Consider the following 18798-nt stretch of genomic DNA (forward strand, 5'->3'; position numbering starts at 1 on the left):
TCTCCGACGATTTGCCAGAAGCCAGCTTTTGCAACATTGCGATCCGCAGGCGAAGCGCCTGAACCAATTGATCATGGACCCGCAGCGTGGCTGACATCTTGGCGTTTTCCGCCGCAATCTGAGCATTTTCAGCCTGCAATGCCGCGATCATTGCCTTCAATTCGGCGGGATCATTTGGCAGTTTTTTGGCTGAGTGCGACATGCGCCTGACTACCAAGAATTAGCCGCAAACACCATATAAATATGGTAGATTAGAAGCTAAAATCACCCCACACGCGCAGGCGGAGCGCCCCAAGCGGGGCGTCGCCAGTCAATGCCTTCCCAGAGCATTGTAAGCTGCGCAGAGGTCAATCGCAAGGCTCCGTCTTCCGCGCTCGGCCAAGGAAAGCGGCCGCGTTCCAGAACTTTATAATAGAGACAAAACCCCTGACCGTCCCAGTACAGAAGCTTCACCCGATCCCCGCGCCGACCCCGGAAGGCAAACACAGCACCACCCGTGGGCTTCTGACGCAATACATCTTGAGCCATGGCGGACAAACCTGCGATCCCTTTGCGCATGTCCGTCACGCCGCACGCCAGATACACACGGACACCGGTTCCAGGCCCGATCATGCTGTCTCAACGGCCAGAATGAGTTGCTGGATGCGCTCTAATGGAAGATCACCGGCGCAGCGCAGCTTGCGACCATTTCCAAGCACGACTTCGATCTCCAAGTGTTGTCGATCTCTTGATTGCCCCGGCTCCTCGCAAGAAGGCGAAGGCAGCGGCAGAAAGACCGTCTCCGAAGTCCGCGGCAAAACCCCTTTACGCCGAAGTTCCTGGCGCCACTGGTAGATATGCTGGCGGGTAATGTCATGACATCGCGCGACATCACTGACCGTTGCGCCATTTAAGCCAACCTTTTCGAGGATCGATAATTTCTCCTCTTCGCGCCAACGGCGCCTTCGCTCAACGCCGACAATCACTTCATGACGCATATCTCATCCCATCTCATACGACGTCAGTAACGACGACAATAACGACAGTAGTTAAGTGAGTATGGGTTCACGCGGCAGGCGGTAACAATCGGGCGCTTACGGTGCAGCCAACCGAGAACGTGGACTTAACCTCAACCGTTCCGTGATCGTTGACAGCAACAACTGCCCGGATCACTGCCTAGTGTTCTGAGTCTGACACTTCCTACCTGTTTCCGCGAGTTTCATCGAGTTTGTCCAGTGCGCGGCGTTCCCGGGTGAGGATATCCTCTGCGGTTTTGGTCCATTTGAAGGGTTTTGGTTTCTCGTTGTGGTGGGCCAGATAGTCGTAGATCGCGGCCTCAAGGTCATCGACGCTGGAATAGCTGCCGCGCCGGATGCGCCTTGATGTGATCTCGGCAAAGAAGCGCTCCACCAGGTTCAGCCATGACGCGCTGGTGGGCGTGAAATGCAGCTTGATGCGCGAGTGTTTTTCGAGCCAGGCCTTCACCTGAGGCGTCTTGTGGGTGGCGTAGTTGTCGAGCAGCAGATGCACATCGCGCCGGGTGGGCACAGCCTTGTCGATCTGTCGCAGAAATTTTAGGAACTCCTGCGCACGATGGCGTGGCATGCAATCGCCAATGACTGTGCCTGATTTCACATCCAGCGCAGCAAACAGCGTGGTCGTGCCATGGCGTTTGTAATCGTGCGTTACGGTCGCGGCACGACCCTTCTTGAGCGGCAGTCCGGGCTGGGTGCGATCCAGCGCCTGGATCTGCGATTTTTCGTCGACGCAGAGCACCACGGCACGGTCTGGCGGGTCGAGGTAGAGCCCGACGATATCGGTGACCTTCTCCTCGAACTTTGGGTCGTTCGAGACCTTGAACCCCTTCGTGAGATGCGGCTTCAAGCCAGCTTCCGCCCAGATGCGGCCGACGCTCGACGGCGAGATGCCCATGGCTTCGGACATTAGCGCGCGGCTCCAATGCGTTGCATTGGGCGGGGTTTCCTGCACCGTCTTGGCAATCACCTTCAGCCTTGTTTCCATGGGCAAAGGCGGCACCCGCGAGGGTCGCGTCTTGTCACGCTTGAGACCGGCCACGCCCTCATCGAGATACCGCTGCTGCCAGCGCCAGACCGTGGGTTTCGACGTGCCCGCGCGTCGCATGATCTCGAACGTGCCATCACCGTCCGCTGTGGCCAGGACGATCTCGGCCCGCCAGACAAGCTTGCGCGCAGTGTCGCGGTTGCTGATCAGGGCTTGAAGCTCAGCACGGTCCGCGGGGCCAAGATAAAGGCAGATGTCATCGCGTCTCATGCCCCAAATATGGCACATCACGTTGCCGATGGGAATCATCTGTCAGGTGGTTAACACTAGAGGTGGCCCTTGCTAAGCAGACGCTTTTCTTGGAAATTATTTGGAACCCACGTAGTTTGGATATTAGTAAGAACATTCGGTCGACGGATAGGTCTAAGTGGGCCGTTGTGACGCAGGTATAGAACGTGGATAGGTGGTCAGGCCAAGGTCTCCGGTTGAAATGGGGCCCAGTTCAGTTACAGTGCGGACAGCAGGCGCATATTTTCGATGCCGCAGCATGTAAGAGCCGAGGCAGTGGATCATGCCGCTGAGATAAAGCGATCGACGTGCGAACCGATGCAGGTGACCGAGAAACGCAGGGAGTGTCATGAACTTTGTGTATCTGGTCTGGCCCATGCGGGTTTTAGATTGGGTCACGCATTGAAGTGATCCTCGAACATTATGGCGAAATGATTGCGAGCTGCAAACCATTCTCGAACATTCCGGCCGCCTTTCTCAAAGTTTCGGATCGCCAGGTAGATCAGCTTCATTGCAGCGTCTTCGGTCGGGAACGATCTCCGCGTTCTGATTAATTTGCGGATTATACGTTTCAAGCTTTCAATTGCGTTGGTGGTGTAGATGATCTTCCGGATGGCGGGATCAGAGGCAAAGAACGGTATTACCTATTGCCAAGCTCTGCGCCAGGCGGGGGCGATTGACACATATTTCCCGGCCCATTTTTCCTCGAAGGCATCCAACTCCAAGCCAGCTTGATCGGCGGTAGGGGCACTGTAAATCCGCCGCAGATCAGCGGCCACCTCCTTGCGATCTTTCCGGGCACAGAAATTCAACAGTGGCGCACGAGATGGACAATGCACGTTTGCACGGCCGTGTCCGGAAAGGCTGCGGTGATGGCATCAGGGAAGCCCTTGAGGCCATCCACCACCGCAATCAGGATGTCTTGGAGCGCACGGTTCTTCAGCTCTGTCATCACGCAGAGCCAGAATTTGGCGCCCTCGTTATCAGCGATCCAAAGACCGAGAACCTCACGCACGCCATCCCTGCTGACGCCGAGGGCCACGTAGACGGCTTTGTTCTTGACCATGCGGCTATCGGCGTCGCGGATTTTGACCCGCAGAGCGTCAAAAATGACGATGGGATACATCCGGTCCAGCGCCCGGGATTGCCACTCCCGAACCTCATCCAACACCGCATCGGTCACGCGGCTGATCAAGTCTGGTGAGACTTGCAGGCCATAGACGTCCTCAAGATGAGCACGGATATCGCGGACCGTCAGACCGGCGGCGTAAAACCCGATAATCCTGTCATCCATCCCATCAATGCGGGTCTGTCACTTCTTCACCAGTTCAGGCTAGAAGCTGCAGTCCCGGTCCCGCGGCAAAGCGATAGGCAGTTCACCGTCTTGCCCCTTCAATTTCTTAGCAGATGACCCGTTGCGATGGTTGGCCTGATCAGGCGGGGCATCCTTGCCGTCTTCATAGCCAAGATGTGCCGTCAGCTCAGCACCGAGCATCCGCTCCATCGGCTTGATCTTGAGCTCTTTCAATAGCCCGGCATCGCCAAGCAGATCTTCAGACCGCTCGAAGCCCTTCAGTAACTCGTCCAGCAGTTCCTTTGATATGGTCATCGTCCTTGCTCCTCTCAGGAAGCATGGACCAGATCGCAGTTACACAAAAGAACGGACACTATCGAAACGCATCCTACTAATAAGTGATCGAGCCTGATTCTGTCCAACAAATGGGGAGCACGTCACACACGTTATCACCGCGGTGATATACATCGTTTTGTACGTCAACTGGGAGCCGCTTTATTTATCACCGCGGTGATAATCTTGGGTCTTCGGTGCATTGAGAACCCGCGAACCCGAAATATCGCCGCGGCCAATATCACCCAGTACCGGGCTTTTCTCCGCCCCAGATTGGACCTGTCGACCTGGCATCTGTGCGAAGTCGCTGTTAAGATCGCGGGACGCCCATACTGGCTGTAGCGCGCGGTCGACCAATACGGGGTTGTTATTGAGGAAATTCACCAATCGAAACGAAACAAGCGCGCCGCAAAGCGGCTTTTGCTCAAGCTGATGAAACGTTGGGGCTTCGTGCCTGAAAGGATCCCTGCGGACAAACTCCGCTCCTATAGTGCCGCAAAGCATGAGGTCGCGTCCAGCATCAATCAATCGTCACACAAGGGACCCAATAATCGCGCAGTAAACAGCCATCTGCCCTTACGAAAACGAGGGCGAGCAATGCAAGGCTTCCGTTCACCGAGCGAGTTGCAGCGTTTCGTTTCTATGCAGTCCGCGACCCGTAATTGTTTTTAATTACCAAGCTGGCATCGTTCTACTTCAACCGTCCGCTACCATTCGCCTGGAAGCATTCAAGGCGTGGGATTCCGCGGCAAAGGCCGCTTGATGAACGACCGGCATGCCAGGTTGGAAACTCGGCGATCTGCCCGCACGTTTCCTGCAGCCCCAGGACGTTCTTTATCACATCGGTGCAAAGGTCAAGGTATCTCCCGGCACGGCTTCACACAAGCAGATAGATTCGGACAAGATCGATCCTGGTAACGCCTTTTATCGACTTCGGCTTCTAAACTGTCTCTGAATCCCACTTTGAGACAGACTGCGGGCTCTCCTTCAAGAACTGTTTCGGGACAAATTACGCTTTCTTCGGCGCTACAGCCAAACGTATGGCCTATGGCGCAGGTCACCGAACTCAAGCAAAAATGAAGAACCTGTGTGTAAGTCCGATCGTAGTTTTTATCCTATAATTCAAAGCACTTGGCGGCGTTCTTAGTTCATTACATCAACTTCCTGTACTCACGCTCCTTGTTTATGTTTTCGTATTTTCAAGCACAAAATCCGTAATTCTTCTTGAGATTCAGGTCTGCCCGGGCCATAGCTTGTAACAAGATAAACACAAAACGACTGCAAAAGCTGTTTCTTGAACCCTAAACACTCGAGAAACGCCAATTGAAGGTCGAGGTTACGGGCAGACAAGAATGATAAACGTACTTCATGATAAGCTACGCGCGGACTCCGGAAGGCTATCGCAGGCGCTCGACAATATGTCGAAGCTCTTCCTTGCTCCGAAAGAAGAGAAGACCCTAAGGGCCTTCTCGGCAGCGGAGGTTGCAGAGCTGCTTCGGGTTAGCGGCGGCTACCTGCGCAAATCGCACTTTGAAGGCAAAATTCCTGAAGTTGCCCAGAGTACTGGAAACAAGCGCTCCTACACCGCTGAAGACGTTCTGAAGGTCCGAAAGATCCTCGATAAGAACGCCAAGGATCCCCATCATTTTTTGCCGGGACGCAAGCCTGGCGATAAGCTACAAGTCTGGTCGACCGTCAATTTTAAAGGGGGCAGTTCGAAAACGACCTCCTCGGTCCATCTTGCATTTCGACTTGCGGCTCGTGGATATCGCGTCCTCTGCATAGATGCCGATCCCCAGGCTTCCCTGACAACCTTCTTCGGATATCAGCCTGAGTTGGACTTCAAGGAAGGCGGAACGCTCTATGACGCTCTCCGCTACACAGACGGTGATACGATCCGCGTGCCCATCACGGATGTGCTACGCAAAACCTATGTGCCGAACCTCGACCTCGTACCGGGCGGCATCATGCTATCTGAGTTCGAGACCGAAACGCCAATGGCGCTCAGCCGCGGTGAACAGCCCGTTTTCTTCAACAGGCTGGGGGATAGCCTCCGTCAGGTCGAAGACGACTACGATATCGTCATCATCGATTGTCCGCCACAGCTGGGCTATCTGACCATGGCGGCCGTATGTGCGTCCACATCTCTACTGATGACCGTAATCCCCGAACGGGTCGATCTTGCCTCCGCAAGCCAGTTTCTCAACATGGCCTCAGGTGTGCTTGAGGTCATTCACGGAAACGGCGGCGTCGCAAACTACGATAATTTTGCCTATCTGCTGACCCGCTATGACACTGGGATCAGTACGCAAGTCGATCTTGCTGATTGGATCCGGCAACTGCTCGGCGATAGCGTGATCCCTACCCCTTTCGTGAAGTCCTCGGCCATCAGTGAAGCCGGGCTCTCGCAAAAGACGATCTTCGAAGTGGATTTGGCCGGCGCCAAAAACCGCAAGACCTATAACCGCGCGCTTGAAAGCGTCATCGGCTTCTCAAACGACGTAGAGAAGATGATTCAGGCCGCTTGGGGAAGGAAGGTAACCGATGAGACGTGATCTGCTCGCTAAAAGCCTCAGTCAACTTAATGAGGCGACTTCTCCATCCGACCCTCTCGCGAAGCCCTCCTCCCCTATCGTGGAGGGGGAGACAAAAACGCCAAGCGGGCCCAAGTCCTTACAAGCCATGTCCAATGTATTGAGCCAAGTTTCTTCGCAGGCCGCTCAAATGGTGGATACACGTGAGATCGCGGATTCCGCGCTGCAGGACCGTTTTGATACGAGCAATGGGCTCGACGAGCTGATTGCCTCGATCCGGACTTCCGGTCAGGAGATCCCGGTTCTACTACGTTATAGGCGCGGCGCAGGTCAGCGGTATGAAGTGGTATATGGACGGCGGCGTATCGCGGCTTGCCGTGAACTTGGCATCCCGGTGCGCGCGCTCATCCGTGAGATGGAAGAGCGCGATGCGCTGAAGTCGCTCGCACGTGAGAACTCCGCGCGCCTTCAGCGAAGCTTCATTGAACAGGCAGTTTTCGCAACGCGTCTGGAAGAGTACGGCTTCGATAAAGATGAAATTTGCGGGCTCTTGGCGGTTGATAAGACTACATTAAGCCGCCTCGCTACCGTGGCCCGTGATGTACCAATCGAGGTCATCGAACGGATTGGCTCTGGCCATGAAATAGGCCGTCGGCCATGGATGGATCTTCGCAAGAGCCTCAAAGAAGCTAATGTTCTTGGTACCAGCAAGTTGCTTGCGATGATCCCTGACGAGGCGGACCCCCTGAAAGCTCTGCAGGGCCTCGTTGATGCGCTTCGAACAGCCACCTTGAGTGAAGAGACGCAGCAAAAAGAAGCCGCCTCGGTAAAGCGCTCAGAACCGTTGACCGTCGGCGATAAGCCGGTTCGCTTCGTCAAGAAGCGTGGGAAGATCACCATCGAGACAACGGAGGAATATGCAATTGATTTCATCGAGTATCTTGAGGACCAACTTCCTCGAATATTTGATAGCTGGTCAAGCGAATTCCCCGGTGGCCAAAGGGTCAAGTCTTTGATTCTAAAGGATTGACCATGGTCAATCCATCACAACGAACGACAATAAGAGCCACAATGGCCACGTAACAACCATAGAGAAGAGCAAAGAGAAAGGAGGCAGACGCAGCGCAAAAAGAAACCCCCCGAAACCGAAGTCTCGAAGGGTCCCATAAGATTTAAGCACCTCATGGATACCTTGCTAGACAATCGTTTGCAACACCGTTTTCGGTGAATGGTATCTCTTTGCCGTCTGAAAATTTATGATACAGGCTACAACCACGGTAATTCATGCCGGGGAGCGGAGGAGTCATGCCCCTACCCGCCCTCGACCAGCACCCCAAGTAACCCGGCGCGATCTCATGACCGCGGTCAAAAGCAGCTCACCGAGCTATGGAATGACGCCAAGTACAATCCTTGTTCTTGAGGCGCTTTTGAGCTTCCTCCCCTGCCGGGATCGCGAAACAGGCAAAGAGGCTCCGCTTAGCTCCGACGAGCTTCTCGTGGTTTATCCCTCGAATAAAGCCATCTGTGAACGCGCCAATCGCATGAACGAGCGAGTGCTTCGGCGCCACATCGCGAAGCTCTGCGATATCGGCTTCATCACGCGCAAAGACAGCGCCACCGGAAAGCGTTTCCCGCTCCGGGTCGGCGGGGTTGTGCGTGACGCCTTTGGCTTCAATCTTTCCCCCCTCCTCCAAGTCTACCCCGAGCTGGTGGCCGAGGCAGCAAGGCTCAGTCTTGAGGCCGAAGAGCTTCGCTCGATGCGTTCCGTAGCGCTGGCAACTCGAGCTGATCTTCTACGCGCACCTGGGCAGTTGACCGCGGCACAGATCGGCTTTCTCGCTGATGTGAAGAAAATTCTGCGCCGGGCCTCATTGAAGATTGAAGAGGTGGTGGCTCTTAACTGCGAGATGCGCGCGCTGAAACTTGCCGCCCAAGCGTCTCTCTCTGCGGCGGAAAAGGACAGTCAGATTTCTCAAGCCCATCACAGCGTCCCCTGCCCTGCCCCAGCAGCCGCCGATCAGCTGCGAAGCGCTGAGCTCAACGCAATTACCTCCCAAGAAATTGGCCGCAGTAAAAGCTGTGCCGGTGATGAGCTCGAGGATAAAAGTGCAGCGGCTCGGTCAGGCACTCCATCACGCCGAAAAGTAATTGCTCAGCGAGATGCCTGCGTTCAAAGCGGGTTTGCGGAGACGCCGAAAGAGTCCGGTAGGAACGGCCAGATTGTCCGCCAAGTAGAGTCCTTAAAAATAGATCCTACTATGAATGCGCCCGACGAATATGCCCGGCTCGTAAAAGCATGGGAGCGTAGTCCAAATATCGCCAGCTTCTACCCGGATGCTGTTCAATCACCCTCTCGTTTGCGGGAAGTAGTTTTTCTTTTTGGATCTTTTTTAAGTTTGAAGAGTGATGCCTTGGCGAAAGGTGTAGCTTCAATTGGATGGCCGAACATGCTTAGGGCTTTAGAATATCTGGCCGAGAATGCGATACGTATCAAATCTCCGCCCGCCTATTTCACTTCGATGATCGAAGGGTTCATCGCGGGCAAACCGATCGCAGGCATGCGATGATCCTGGGCATGAACTAAATTTGACCGCGGTAAATTCGAGCAGACCCAAAGCTGTGATGCCTTGCTATCGGGACGTGCCCCGAATTGACCGCGGTCAATCGAGATTAAATGGAAATATCGAAATCGTCGATTCTAACTGAGAGCGCTTCAGCGGCAATGTCTCGCGCGAGCAGCGGCATCTATCTATCGGTATTGAGCTTGCCGTTGACCTTGATCGTGAACCGTCAATCAGTTTTACAAGAATCTTACGACCCCCCGAGGCTGATTGAATTCAAATACCTGAACAGTTACATCAGACATTCTTTATCCCTCCAAGTTGCTTAAATTAGTGCTATCTGAGTTGCGCGAAAATCCCCAGCCTGGCCTGAAGTACCAAAGCTTCTCCAAATCGCGAGGTTCAGCAATTCTTCGCCTTGCGAGATCTGGCTTGGCTCGCAGCAGCATCATCGTTGAAGCCAACGCAGTTCTTTAAACCGGTCTACTAATGGCCGGGACACTCCGGGAGATGGGAGGTTTTGAGTTCCTGTTTCCGATAATGGAGGGGTCGTTTCGGGGGCTCTAAACGGACCGGTGAAGAGGATTTCCGCATTGTCAAATTGACCGCGGTCAATTTTCAAAGCCCGTAGATGACCGGCTTGGCCACATCCAGAACCTCAGCATGGGTGATGCCCAGAATTCGATGTGAAATTTACCACCAGCCGCCGGCATAAATGCACAGACTCACGCCGCGCTACCGTCGTTTATGATTATAGCGGTCCGCTAAGTGTCCGTTCTGTTAGCTGAGAGTAGTGTCGCCGACGGTAATCAATGGTCCGGGTTCGTCGGAGTCAGACTGAAATTGTCTGACAGGAAAACCGCAGTAACGTCAAAACTTCTAATTCAGTCAATCTAGATAGGAGGGTAGGACAAGCGCTATCTTTTCTCGTTCAAATACCGATTTCTCATAGGTTAATGAACTGTGGTCAACACGAACTGAAACCTGTCCATGGCTTCAAAACTGGGCCGAGAAGGGCTCGCGCGTGAAGATGTCGCGATCCCAGCACCATTGCCCCAAGCGATTTTATCCGGGCGGTTAAGAAAAACGTAGAGCTCTTTGTAGGAACTGCAACCGACCGCATGCAAATTAAAGTGTCCCATTGCTCACCGGTCCTGGCCTCGAGGGCCTGCACGAGCTGCGCCGCGTCGTCACTCATAACCCCTTGGACTGAAATCAAATCCAAGCGGCTTGCGACGTATGCGACCGAGGTCAAAACCCTGGCTTCAGTCCAGCCAAAGTGTTGGATGCTCCAACTTGCAACAATGGTATTCCATAGGCCGGAACGGAAAGCAGAAATATAATGATGAGTCACAGAGATTCTTACTTGGGAGTACCCAGTGTAATTTTTCGCAGACGCGAGGCCTCCCGCTCGTCTTCTGCTCGGGATAGGGGGCCGCAGAAATGAGATAGAGACGACAGAAAATGCTACATGATGGCCATTCGCCGCCGAATAGAGGGCTCCATTGACCAAAACCTAGCATTGGCATATATTGCCAATCATGGAGGCCCGACCCATGGTAACTCGCAACGTTGTCCTGACCGAAACCCAAGACTATCTAATTCAAGCACTGGTGGCGTCTGGGCGCTACCAAAATGCGAGTGAAGCCATGCGCGCTGGCCTGAGGCTGCTCGAGCAGGAAGAGGCGCAGATCATGGGGATCCGCCGGCAGCTTCTCGAAGGTCTGGCGCAAGCCAGGGCGGGTGATCTTGCTGAAGGTAGGGGCAACGATGCGATCCGTAGAGTCTTTGCGACTGCGCGCGCGCGTTCATGAGCCGATCCTTCCGGCTGACCCGTCGTGCGGAAGCCAGCCTCACTGAAATCGCCAGATGGACGATCGAAACTTTCGGGCTGCGCCAAGCAGAGCTTTACGAGGCCGAATTGCTCAACTGCTGTGAACGTATTTTGAATGACCGGGCCCATAGTCGCAGTTGCGCAGTTCTCGTTGATGATGTCGAAGACCTACGGTTCATAAGGGCAGGGGAGCATTTTTTGGTCTTTCTGGATCGATCGGACGAGGTCATCATCGTAAATACCCTCCATTCCCGCAGCGATCTCCCTCGCCATGTTGCCTCGTTTTCGACGTTGCAATCCGAAGAATGCTGATCCACGTCACAACCCGGCTGCCTTCGTCAGGTTCACTCGGAACCGGTTGCGCCGGCGTTGATAACGGCGGGTCATTTCCGGCGAAGCGTGCCCGAGCTGCTTCTGGACATAGCGTTCATCAGACTCTGCCGTACTGGTGAGGCCGGCACGCAGCGAATGACCAGAAAACAGCGCGAGCCGGTCCTTTGTGGGCAGGTCGGACCGAATTCCGGCGTCCAGGACCGTGCGCTTGACCAGCCGTACGACATGCTTGTCATTCAATCTCGCTTCTGATGCCCTTTTGCCATCACGGAACCTGCGGACGAACACCGGACCGAAGTCAATCTTGGCGAAGTGCAACCATTGTTCAAGTGCGTGCACGGGGCAAGTTTGGTCCTTGGAGCTGCGGCCACTCTCGACCTCGCGCCAGCCCGTCTTGCGTCGGAAACGCAGCAGTGCCCCATCGCCCATGAACTCAACCCATCCAGCCGAATCCACCGTATCATCTTTATGGCGGTCGATACTGATGATTTCCAAGCGGCGAAGACCGCCTGCATATCCAAGCAGCAGGATGGCTCGATCCCGAAGCCCATGAAGGTCGTATGGCAAAGTGGCGACCATCGAGATAATATCTTCAGCCGACACAGCTTCTTTTTGCAGGGGTGGTCGCGCGTGCTTCCGTTTTATGCCCGCCAGTATTGGGGCATTGTGGCGATCCTTCCGATCAAGTTCGAACCCGCGTTGCGCGTAGTGCTTCTGAGACCGGACAATCGACGCTCGATTGTGGAAACAGTTAGAGGAGGCGTCGCTCCATTCGGAGCGGCCAGGTCGGTCGGGTAAAGGCCGATCATCTCAGGTGACGGGGGCAGGGGGGGGGGGGCGTTCCCCGTAATCGGCACCAGCGAGCAAAGTGCTTCCAGTCTGCGATGTAAGCTTTGTTTGTGTTCTCTGCGGTCGGCATAGTGGCGCGCATCGTCAATCAGGGGATTGGGCGTCCCAGAGTTAGCCACGTCGGAGGGAAGTGCTAGAGGGTCGCTGTGCGACGTCTCATTCTCGTTGCCCTGGCAGGGGGGAGCCCTGTTCGATCCTGATGGGTTCGGATTTTCGTTGTTTTCTGCCATGGCTGTGAGGATATCTCATTATGTCCGATAATGTAAACATTATTGGACATAACTAAGTAGAGCATGGTAGGGCGGTTTCGTCGCTATTTGCTGGCACAAAGAGCCGTCTCATTGTATGTTTCGCGCATGACCTTTGCCTGCGCCCATCCCATCGAGTGTCTTGTCACGCTACCCCGGATGCCGGACTGGGTCACCTCCGGATGGGCCGAAACCCCTGAAGATGTGGCGTTTTTGTCGGGCGCGGCGCTTGCTCACCTGCATCTTGTGTTGGCACGAGACGAAGTCCCGCAAGCTTTGTTGCGAGAGCGTCTCGCGCTGCGTGCCGCTGAGGCCTGTATGACGTTTTCTGGCCGTTCTGAGCGGGCCCGGGACTTGCGGGACGCGGTTCACCTGCTGCGTCCTGGCGATCTACCGGGACCGGCAGGGGGAGTGTTTTTGGCTTGGCGTCGCGCAGTCGAGCGGCCGGTGGCGGTTAGGGCGTTGAGCCGCGCCGTACCGACCCTTGAGCAGGAACAGATCGCTATCTGGCTCGATGCGGGGCAGGGGGCGCCGGTCTCACGTGCGGCCATTGTGTTGGAGACGGTCCTGACCAATGCGCCGCGGGGAGAACTGTCGGCGCTTATCTTGGCGGATGCGGCCCTTGCGCAAGCGCTCCGCTGGGATGATCTTGTGCCGTTGTTGGCCCAAGGTTTGAGCCGTGCTGACTTGGAAAAGCGCGGCGAAGACCTGCGTCTGGCCTGTCATCACGCAGTCGTCTCATCGGCCGCTGAGGCCGTGCGGCTCTCCGCCGACCTTGCGCGTCGGGCGGCGCATCTGAAAGCAGTTGCCCCGAAACTCCGGGCCAAGGCAGCAAAGGAGGCGGTGGAGATTTTTTTAACCCGTGACGCCGTGACCCCGTCCGCGTTGCCCTTGCCAGATCGGGCGGCGCGGCGGCTGTGTGATCGTTTGATTGATCTCGGCGCGGTGCGTGAATTGTCCGGCCGTGAGACGTTTCGGCTGTACGGGATCTAGGTATGGCAAAAGATCGCCCTGCGTCAGAGCTCGACCGCGAGCTTGCCGACCTTCCGCCCGAACTGCGCTGGCGCGAGTGGGTGCGCCGGATTGAGGCGGTGCTGTTCGCCAGTGCGTCGCCTGTTGGACGCGATGATTTGGCGCGGGTAGTAGGGCAGGGGGTGTCGGTCGACCTGCTAGTTGAAGACCTTTCCGTAGACCTCGAGGAGCGGTCATTTGAAATTGCCCAAGTTGCCGGTGGGTGGATGTTTCGGACGCGGGCCGCTTATGCCCCGGCGATCCGCCTTGCTGCGGACGTAAATAATCAGCTTGCGGACCTGAATGCGTTCGACGTCGCAGTCCTCGCCGCTGTCGCCTATCACCAACCAATCACCCGCGATGGGCTGAAGGACATTTTTGGCAAGGAGATTAGCCGCGACCTGATTGGAAGGTTACATGCGCACAACTTGATCGGGACCGGGCCAAGGGCGCCCCGTCGCGGCGCGCCTTATACCTTCGTTACCACAGAGCAGTTCCTGGTCGCCTTTGATCTGAAGAGCCTGCGCGATCTTCCGGATCGGGAGCAGCTCGACGACGCGGGACTTGGTGTTGCGTAGTCTGGAGGCGCGTGGTGGGTTCGAGACCCCTGTGCGGAACATTCGTGAAGGTCTTCATGGGCATTTCTTGAGATTTAAGGAAGCCTTGAATGGGTGCCATTGCATTGCGGCGCCGCGACCGCGACGGAGTTCTGAAACCTCGACAGCGGCGGATATTCCCTTCAGAGTTGAGTAAGTTAATCCGTAAACAGCTTTAAGCACAAAGTTACTACAAAGTATTTTTTCTCAGATACCTTTGCGTACCACGTGTTTTAACAATCATCTACGCCGGTTTGGAACCCGTAAGCGCCTGATCGAGACGACCAACGAGCGCTTCTTGGACTTTGTTTATGCTGAGATGCGAGATGTTTGGTGATGCACAGACCCTGTGCGCTGCACTGCAGAAACAAAGTCGTCGCTGGCTACGTTCCTTTTCCAGAACGATGACACGCAATGACGCGATGAAGGTCAAACACGAAAGGAACTGATCATGAAGCTCGTTATGACAACAGCTGCCGCCGCCCTTATTTCCACCGCTGCCGCGGCCGACAACTCGACCTACTACAACGACCTCCGCCTTGATACGTCGATTGGCGCTGAAGCGGTTTATGGCGACAAGACCCGCACGCTCGCACCCGGTGAATCCACAAAGGCGAATGACATCACCTTCAGCACCGCGGATGGGACTTTCGATACCGATGCCGTATTGAGCAGCCGCAGCAATCTGCGCAGCCCTGGTGAAGGCTACATCTACGGCGGCTATGGTCAGGGTAACGACAGCCGTTAAGTTTGCTCTTATCATATATTCCCGCTGACTGCGGGGCATGAAGCAAAAAGGCTCCCACCATATGGTCGGGGGCCTTTTTCATGATGCTGTGGTAAGTCGGGTCATTCTCTCTAAGAACTGCTTCTCGAGGCTTTGAAAGCGGGCCTTGGATGTGCGCCCTATATCGGCCAACAAGGCCTCCAGGTCGGACTCCGTCAAATCTTCTTCAATGATTAGATCAACTGGAAGCTCGTGCGAGGCCTTGCTGACGATACGGTCGACGGCGGACCTGGACATACCGCTATCTCCCAATTTAACCAGCACATCGATGTCGGAGTGGGCCCTGAAACCACCATTGGCCAAGGATCCAAACAAGGTCGGCTCTAGGCCCACTGCTTCAAGGTCCGCCTTGATCTCGCGCCAAGCCGCCATAGCCGTCCGTTGCCGGTCGGCCGCTCTGCGCTGTATGATATCGGTCGTCTTGCTCATATCGGGTTTTATGTTGAGCGATTTTGACATGCCGGGATTCCGCTCCAAGTTGTGTCATGGTCACCCCTGAACGCGATTGACGACAGGACCCAATATGACTGCCCAGGACGATAGATGGCGATATCTCCACAGCGTGATCTGGGATGCGCTACGTCGCCGCGATGACATTCCCCTGGATGAGCTTCCGGAGCATGTACAAGCTTGTCTCGCGGAGACTGGAGCAGCGCGTCCGATCTACAATGAGGTGGTCCACGCAAACGCTGAAGATGTCTTGGCGGCGCTCAGTCAAATCAAAGACTGAAATCCTTGCCCTGGGCCCTCTGTTCATCGGGAGCCGCGTCGAGATCGCCTATGTCTCGCTCTACTACCCGCGGCGACGACGGCATTGCCTGAGCCGTGAGCAGTTAGGGTATAAAGGCTCTGCATATCCCGAGGGTCAGATGGGGCGGGACTTCCCCGCCATTCGATGCAAACGCAACCTTGGAGCGGGCGGTATTCGTGGGCGAAACCGGCGCGGCTGTAGAGTTGGGCGTAGCGTGCTATGCTTTTCTCGATGCCGGTCAGGATCAGCCCCATGGCGGCACGATCGTAGAGGTCGTTTAGCCATTCGAGGGCAGTGAAGTTAAGGCGCTCCGCTTCGTCGACAATCAGTAACTCGATGAGAGCAACGCGCCTGGGATCAATGGAAGAGTCCTTCAGCGCCAGACCCGCGCTGATACAGGGCGATTGATGTAAGCTCCGCCTCAGATGTCGGAACGGCGCGTCGGAAGCGTCACCATTCCGGCTGTTTCGAGGAATTTCAGCAGTTCATATTCCACCGGGGTCATGTGCCGCTCCGTATCCACCAACGAAAATACGTCCACCAGCGGCGGCGATACCGGCACCGGTATCTGCCAGAGTCTCGCACCATAGCGGATCGCGTGTCCCCGGGCCATGCAACCGATGGCGGTGCCGCTTTCGATTAGTTCCGATAGGTCGACGATACCGGTGGCGGCAGCGATGAAGCGGTCGCCGATCCCGTGGCGCACCCGCCATACCGTCAGCGTGGAGAGCGCGCCCGCCATTCGGTCCTCTTCATAGCCGACCACATCCGATGCAGCGAGAATCGCGGGGTCGATCTCCTTCTGACGGAAAAGCGGGTGGTCGGGGCCGCAATAGACACCGAATTCCAGCGGCTTCAGCGGTTGTGCGCGCAACCGGTGAATCGTCGGATCCACGCGCGTGCAGAACCCGACTGACGACGCGCGCTGCTGCAACGCCTGTGCTACCTCGTGGCAGGGGGTAGAGCGAAGCGATAGCGTCACGTCGGGATGCTGGCGGCGAAACTCTTCCAGCAGGGGGGTTATGCCGTCCATTTCCAAATGCGAAGACCGGTGTACCACCACCGTTCCCGACAGCGCTCTGCCACCATCGGCAGTCAGATCGTTCAGCCGAACGACGCCGCCGTAAATTTCCAGCACTTCACGATAGACGGCCTCGCCCGCCCGGGTCACGCGGAATGCCTGTCCACCTCCACGGTCAATCAGCCGCTGGTCCAGCCGTTCCTCCAGCCGGCGCAGAGCTGACGACACCGAAGGTTGCGACACGTTCAACCGCTGCGCAGCGCCGGTGATCGATCGTTCTTGGACGATGACCATGAATGTCAGCAACAGGTTCCAGTCGAGCTGCAGCGCCAGCCGATCAAGGGGGAAACTCATGTTTGCTCCGTCGTTCTGTCGGCGAAGTGGCAAAGTGCCATGCGCCCGGGCCCGGGTGTCAGGGCGGGCGGCGGCGTCGTGTCGCACAACCCCTTTTCCGCGATCGGGCAACGGGTGTGAAAGGCACAGCCCTTAGGAACATTAGTAGGGCTGGGGATGTCGCCGCTCAGGCGCATCCGATCAGGTCGCTTGACCGCTTCGGGCACCGGCACGGCTGATAGCAGAGCACGGGTATAGGGGTGAGCGGGCGCGTCGAACACCTGCTCAACCGGTCCTTCCTCGACGATGCGACCCAGATACATCACCGCGACCCTTTCGCACAGGAACCGGATCACGGCCAGATTGTGCGAGATGAAAAGCTGGGTCAGCGACGGCCGGGTGTCGCGCAGATCTTTGAGGATGCCGAGGATCTGCGCTTGTACCGACACATCCAGCGCCGATGTCGGTTCGTCCAGCACCAGAAGATCCGGATCTAGCACCAGTGCGCGGGCGATGCAGACGCGTTGTTTCTGCCCGCCCGACAATTCGTGTGGATAGCGATCGTGAAACTGCGCCGGCAGGCCGAGAGAAGTCAACGTTTCCGACACTCGGTCGCGCAGGGTACGCCCCCGTAGGTCGGTGTTTAGGATTAGCCCCTCGGACACAGCACGGCGGATGGTCATACGTGGATTCAGCGACGAATGCGGATCCTGAAAGATGATCTGCGCCTTTTGCCGAAGTTTCCTTAGGTCGCGGGCCGAGACGTCAATCACGTCCATTCCGCCGATCTCGATGTGCCCGGCGGTCGGTTTAACCAGCCGCAGTGCGGTCTTGCCCACGGTCGTCTTTCCCGATCCGCTTTCGCCGACAAGCCCCACAGTCTCGCCTGCGCGCAGGGTCAGCGAAAGCTGTTCAACGGCGCGCACCAGTTGCCCGTTGGCCAGCGGGAAATGAACATCCAGATCGCGGATCGACAGCATCGCGGGGCCGTCAGGCGGGCGGGTCGTGATCGGCTCAAGCATCGGCGCGGTCCTTCTCGCGGGCAGGGTCGTAGAGGGTGCAGGCGACCCGGTGAGAAGCGTCGATTTTGCGCATCGGCACAGGCTTTGCGCAGATCGGTGCCGCATGTGGGCATCGCGCGGCAAACAGGCATCCCGCTGGTGGGTGCAGGAGGTCCGGGAGGGTGCCGGGGATCGATTCCAATCGGTCCTGCCGGCGGAACGGATGCGGAAGGGCGGCCAGCAGGCCTTTGGTGTATGGATGTGCTGGTGCATCGAATATTTGCGCGACCGGCGCATCCTCAACGATCTTGCCAGCATACATGACAGCGATCCGAGAACAGACCTGAGCGACGACCCCCAGGTCATGCGAGATCATGATCATTGTTAGTCCCATATCGGCGACGAGTTCCGCCATCAGATCGAGTATCTGCGCCTGAATTGTCACGTCTAGCGCGGTCGTGGGTTCGTCGGCGATCAACAATTTCGGTTTCGCTGCCAGCGCCATCGCGATCAGCACCCGCTGGCGCATTCCGCCCGACAATTCGTGCGGATAGGCGGCGAATTGGCGATTGGGGTTTGGCAGTTGGACCTTTTCCAGCATGTCTAGCGCGATCGCTTTTGCCTCGTCACGTTTAGTCTGCCCGCCCGACTGTGCGCGGATCGCGTCTACCAGTTGCGTACCGACCCGGAACACCGGATTGAGATAGGTCATCGGATCCTGAAAGATCATCGCTACCTCACGCCCGCGCACCTGTCGCAGAGCGCGATCCGACAGGCCCAGAAGTTCACGCCCCTGAAGTTGCACGGATCCGCCAGTAATGCGTGCGGGCGGCGACGGGACCAGGCCGAAGGCGGCGCGTGTTAGTACCGATTTGCCGCAGCCGGTTTCGCCGACGAGGCCTAGCGCCTCTCCCCGCTGCAGTGACAGGTTCACACCGTCGATGGCATGATAGGAGCCGTCGAATGTGTCGAAGACCAGCGAGAAATCGCGGATGTCGAGAAGCGGATGGTCGGTCATGCTCT

18 protein-coding genes and 3 pseudogenes are annotated in these 18798 nt (G+C 56.5%); 10 read left to right on the forward strand and 11 right to left on the reverse strand.

Annotated features, from left to right (window positions below; all coding sequences use genetic code 11):
• The 5 genes and pseudogenes from WNY61_RS19340 to WNY61_RS19360 form a co-directional block, all read right to left on the reverse strand.
• Nucleotides 1-202: pseudogene (locus tag WNY61_RS19340) on the reverse strand (IS66 family transposase); the annotation flags it as partial.
• Between the two features lie 62 nt (nt 203-264).
• Nucleotides 265-612 (reverse strand): IS66 family insertion sequence element accessory protein TnpB, encoded by a 348-nt coding sequence (tnpB, locus tag WNY61_RS19345; protein WP_342853077.1) that lies wholly within the window; start codon nt 610-612, stop codon nt 265-267.
• Entirely contained in the window at nt 609-977 is a 369-nt protein-coding gene (locus tag WNY61_RS19350) for a transposase (protein ID WP_342853078.1), read from the reverse strand. The genes tnpB and WNY61_RS19350 overlap by 4 nt, the downstream gene beginning before the upstream one ends.
• A 202-nt stretch (nt 978-1179) precedes the next feature.
• A complete protein-coding gene (locus WNY61_RS19355) occupies nt 1180-2271 on the reverse strand; it encodes an IS630 family transposase (protein WP_342853079.1) in 1092 nt (363 codons plus the stop codon).
• Between the two features lie 413 nt (nt 2272-2684).
• Nucleotides 2685-3898: pseudogene (locus tag WNY61_RS19360) on the reverse strand (IS256 family transposase).
• Between the two features lie 396 nt (nt 3899-4294).
• Between WNY61_RS19360 and WNY61_RS19365 the strand changes: the two are divergent.
• The 6 genes from WNY61_RS19365 to WNY61_RS19390 all read left to right on the forward strand — a co-directional run bounded on the left by WNY61_RS19365 (nt 4295) and on the right by WNY61_RS19390 (nt 11157).
• Entirely contained in the window at nt 4295-4588 is a 294-nt protein-coding gene (locus WNY61_RS19365; RefSeq protein ID WP_342853117.1) for a DDE-type integrase/transposase/recombinase, read from the forward strand.
• A 680-nt stretch (nt 4589-5268) separates the two neighbouring features.
• Nucleotides 5269-6471: a plasmid partitioning protein RepA gene (repA, locus tag WNY61_RS19370; RefSeq protein ID WP_342853080.1), complete on the forward strand. Its 1203-nt coding sequence runs from the start codon at nt 5269-5271 to the stop codon at nt 6469-6471.
• Entirely contained in the window at nt 6461-7480 is a 1020-nt protein-coding gene (gene repB / locus WNY61_RS19375) for a plasmid partitioning protein RepB (RefSeq protein ID WP_342853081.1), read from the forward strand. The genes repA and repB overlap by 11 nt, the downstream gene beginning before the upstream one ends.
• Before the next feature lie 226 nt (nt 7481-7706).
• The gene (locus WNY61_RS19380; RefSeq protein ID WP_342853082.1) at nt 7707-9017 is read left to right on the forward strand and encodes a helix-turn-helix domain-containing protein; all 1311 of its coding nucleotides are present in this window, start codon (nt 7707-7709) and stop codon (nt 9015-9017) included.
• 1550 nt (nt 9018-10567) lie between these two features.
• Nucleotides 10568-10825 (forward strand): type II toxin-antitoxin system ParD family antitoxin, encoded by a 258-nt coding sequence (locus WNY61_RS19385; protein WP_342853083.1) that lies wholly within the window; start codon nt 10568-10570, stop codon nt 10823-10825.
• Nucleotides 10822-11157 carry a type II toxin-antitoxin system RelE/ParE family toxin gene (locus WNY61_RS19390; protein ID WP_342853084.1) on the forward strand — a complete coding sequence of 112 codons (336 nt, stop codon included), beginning with the start codon at nt 10822-10824 and terminating at the stop codon, nt 11155-11157. Before WNY61_RS19385 ends, WNY61_RS19390 begins: the two co-directional genes overlap by 4 nt.
• Nucleotides 11158-11163: 6 nt before the next feature.
• On the opposite strand, the pseudogene WNY61_RS19395 reads toward WNY61_RS19390, so the two are convergent.
• A pseudogene (locus WNY61_RS19395) lies at nt 11164-12257 on the reverse strand (tyrosine-type recombinase/integrase).
• Nucleotides 12258-12383: 126 nt separating this feature from the next.
• Here WNY61_RS19395 and WNY61_RS19400 point away from each other — a divergent pair.
• From WNY61_RS19400 to WNY61_RS19410, 3 genes are all read left to right on the forward strand, one after another.
• The gene (locus tag WNY61_RS19400) at nt 12384-13268 is read left to right on the forward strand and encodes a DUF1403 family protein (RefSeq protein ID WP_342853118.1); all 885 of its coding nucleotides are present in this window, start codon (nt 12384-12386) and stop codon (nt 13266-13268) included.
• Between the two features lie 2 nt (nt 13269-13270).
• Nucleotides 13271-13864, forward strand: a complete 594-nt coding sequence (locus WNY61_RS19405) for an SMC-Scp complex subunit ScpB (protein WP_342853085.1) — start codon at nt 13271-13273, stop codon at nt 13862-13864.
• Between the two features lie 469 nt (nt 13865-14333).
• On the forward strand, nt 14334-14630 hold the full coding sequence (locus WNY61_RS19410) for a hypothetical protein (protein WP_342853086.1): 297 nt from the start codon (nt 14334-14336) through the stop codon (nt 14628-14630).
• 78 nt (nt 14631-14708) lie between these two features.
• On the opposite strand, the gene WNY61_RS19415 is transcribed toward WNY61_RS19410, so the two are convergent.
• Nucleotides 14709-15128, reverse strand: a complete 420-nt coding sequence (locus tag WNY61_RS19415; RefSeq protein WP_342853087.1) for a nucleotidyltransferase domain-containing protein — start codon at nt 15126-15128, stop codon at nt 14709-14711.
• A gap of 64 nt (nt 15129-15192) precedes the next feature.
• On the opposite strand from WNY61_RS19415, the gene WNY61_RS19420 reads away from it, so the two are divergent.
• Nucleotides 15193-15399 carry a hypothetical protein gene (locus tag WNY61_RS19420; RefSeq protein WP_342853088.1) on the forward strand — a complete coding sequence of 69 codons (207 nt, stop codon included), beginning with the start codon at nt 15193-15195 and terminating at the stop codon, nt 15397-15399.
• A 23-nt stretch (nt 15400-15422) separates the two neighbouring features.
• Here WNY61_RS19420 and WNY61_RS19425 read toward each other — a convergent pair whose 3' ends face one another.
• Genes WNY61_RS19425 through WNY61_RS19440 form a run of 4 tightly spaced genes read right to left on the reverse strand, consistent with a single transcriptional unit; the run spans nt 15423 to nt 18793 of the window.
• On the reverse strand, nt 15423-15896 hold the full coding sequence (locus tag WNY61_RS19425) for an AAA family ATPase (protein WP_342853119.1): 474 nt from the start codon (nt 15894-15896) through the stop codon (nt 15423-15425).
• Complete coding sequence (locus WNY61_RS19430; RefSeq protein WP_342853089.1) at nt 15842-16795, reverse strand: LysR family transcriptional regulator; 954 nt, start codon at nt 16793-16795, stop codon at nt 15842-15844. The genes WNY61_RS19425 and WNY61_RS19430 overlap by 55 nt, the downstream gene beginning before the upstream one ends.
• Complete coding sequence (locus WNY61_RS19435; RefSeq protein ID WP_240791638.1) at nt 16792-17796, reverse strand: ABC transporter ATP-binding protein; 1005 nt, start codon at nt 17794-17796, stop codon at nt 16792-16794. The genes WNY61_RS19430 and WNY61_RS19435 overlap by 4 nt, the downstream gene beginning before the upstream one ends.
• Nucleotides 17789-18793, reverse strand: a complete 1005-nt coding sequence (locus tag WNY61_RS19440; RefSeq protein WP_342853090.1) for an ABC transporter ATP-binding protein — start codon at nt 18791-18793, stop codon at nt 17789-17791. Before WNY61_RS19440 ends, WNY61_RS19435 begins: the two co-directional genes overlap by 8 nt.
• Between the last annotated feature and the right edge of the window lie 5 nt (nt 18794-18798).

The organism is Sulfitobacter sp. AS92 (assembly GCF_038900015.1).
Classification (GTDB): domain Bacteria; phylum Pseudomonadota; class Alphaproteobacteria; order Rhodobacterales; family Rhodobacteraceae; genus Sulfitobacter.

Coding starts and splice junctions, on each gene's coding strand:
- tnpB (WP_342853077.1), bottom strand. CDS start 612: ATGATCGGGCCTGGAACCGGTGTCCGTGTGTATCTGGCGTGCGGCGTG.
- WNY61_RS19350 (WP_342853078.1), bottom strand. CDS start 977: ATGCGTCATGAAGTGATTGTCGGCGTTGAGCGAAGGCGCCGTTGGCGC.
- WNY61_RS19355 (WP_342853079.1), bottom strand. CDS start 2,271: ATGAGACGCGATGACATCTGCCTTTATCTTGGCCCCGCGGACCGTGCT.
- repA (WP_342853080.1), top strand. CDS start 5,269: ATGATAAACGTACTTCATGATAAGCTACGCGCGGACTCCGGAAGGCTA.
- repB (WP_342853081.1), top strand. CDS start 6,461: ATGAGACGTGATCTGCTCGCTAAAAGCCTCAGTCAACTTAATGAGGCG.
- WNY61_RS19380 (WP_342853082.1), top strand. CDS start 7,707: ATGATACAGGCTACAACCACGGTAATTCATGCCGGGGAGCGGAGGAGT.
- WNY61_RS19385 (WP_342853083.1), top strand. CDS start 10,568: ATGGTAACTCGCAACGTTGTCCTGACCGAAACCCAAGACTATCTAATT.
- WNY61_RS19390 (WP_342853084.1), top strand. CDS start 10,822: ATGAGCCGATCCTTCCGGCTGACCCGTCGTGCGGAAGCCAGCCTCACT.
- WNY61_RS19400 (WP_342853118.1), top strand. CDS start 12,384: ATGACCTTTGCCTGCGCCCATCCCATCGAGTGTCTTGTCACGCTACCC.
- WNY61_RS19405 (WP_342853085.1), top strand. CDS start 13,271: ATGGCAAAAGATCGCCCTGCGTCAGAGCTCGACCGCGAGCTTGCCGAC.
- WNY61_RS19410 (WP_342853086.1), top strand. CDS start 14,334: ATGAAGCTCGTTATGACAACAGCTGCCGCCGCCCTTATTTCCACCGCT.
- WNY61_RS19415 (WP_342853087.1), bottom strand. CDS start 15,128: ATGTCAAAATCGCTCAACATAAAACCCGATATGAGCAAGACGACCGAT.
- WNY61_RS19420 (WP_342853088.1), top strand. CDS start 15,193: ATGACTGCCCAGGACGATAGATGGCGATATCTCCACAGCGTGATCTGG.
- WNY61_RS19430 (WP_342853089.1), bottom strand. CDS start 16,795: ATGAGTTTCCCCCTTGATCGGCTGGCGCTGCAGCTCGACTGGAACCTG.
- WNY61_RS19435 (WP_240791638.1), bottom strand. CDS start 17,796: ATGCTTGAGCCGATCACGACCCGCCCGCCTGACGGCCCCGCGATGCTG.
- WNY61_RS19440 (WP_342853090.1), bottom strand. CDS start 18,793: ATGACCGACCATCCGCTTCTCGACATCCGCGATTTCTCGCTGGTCTTC.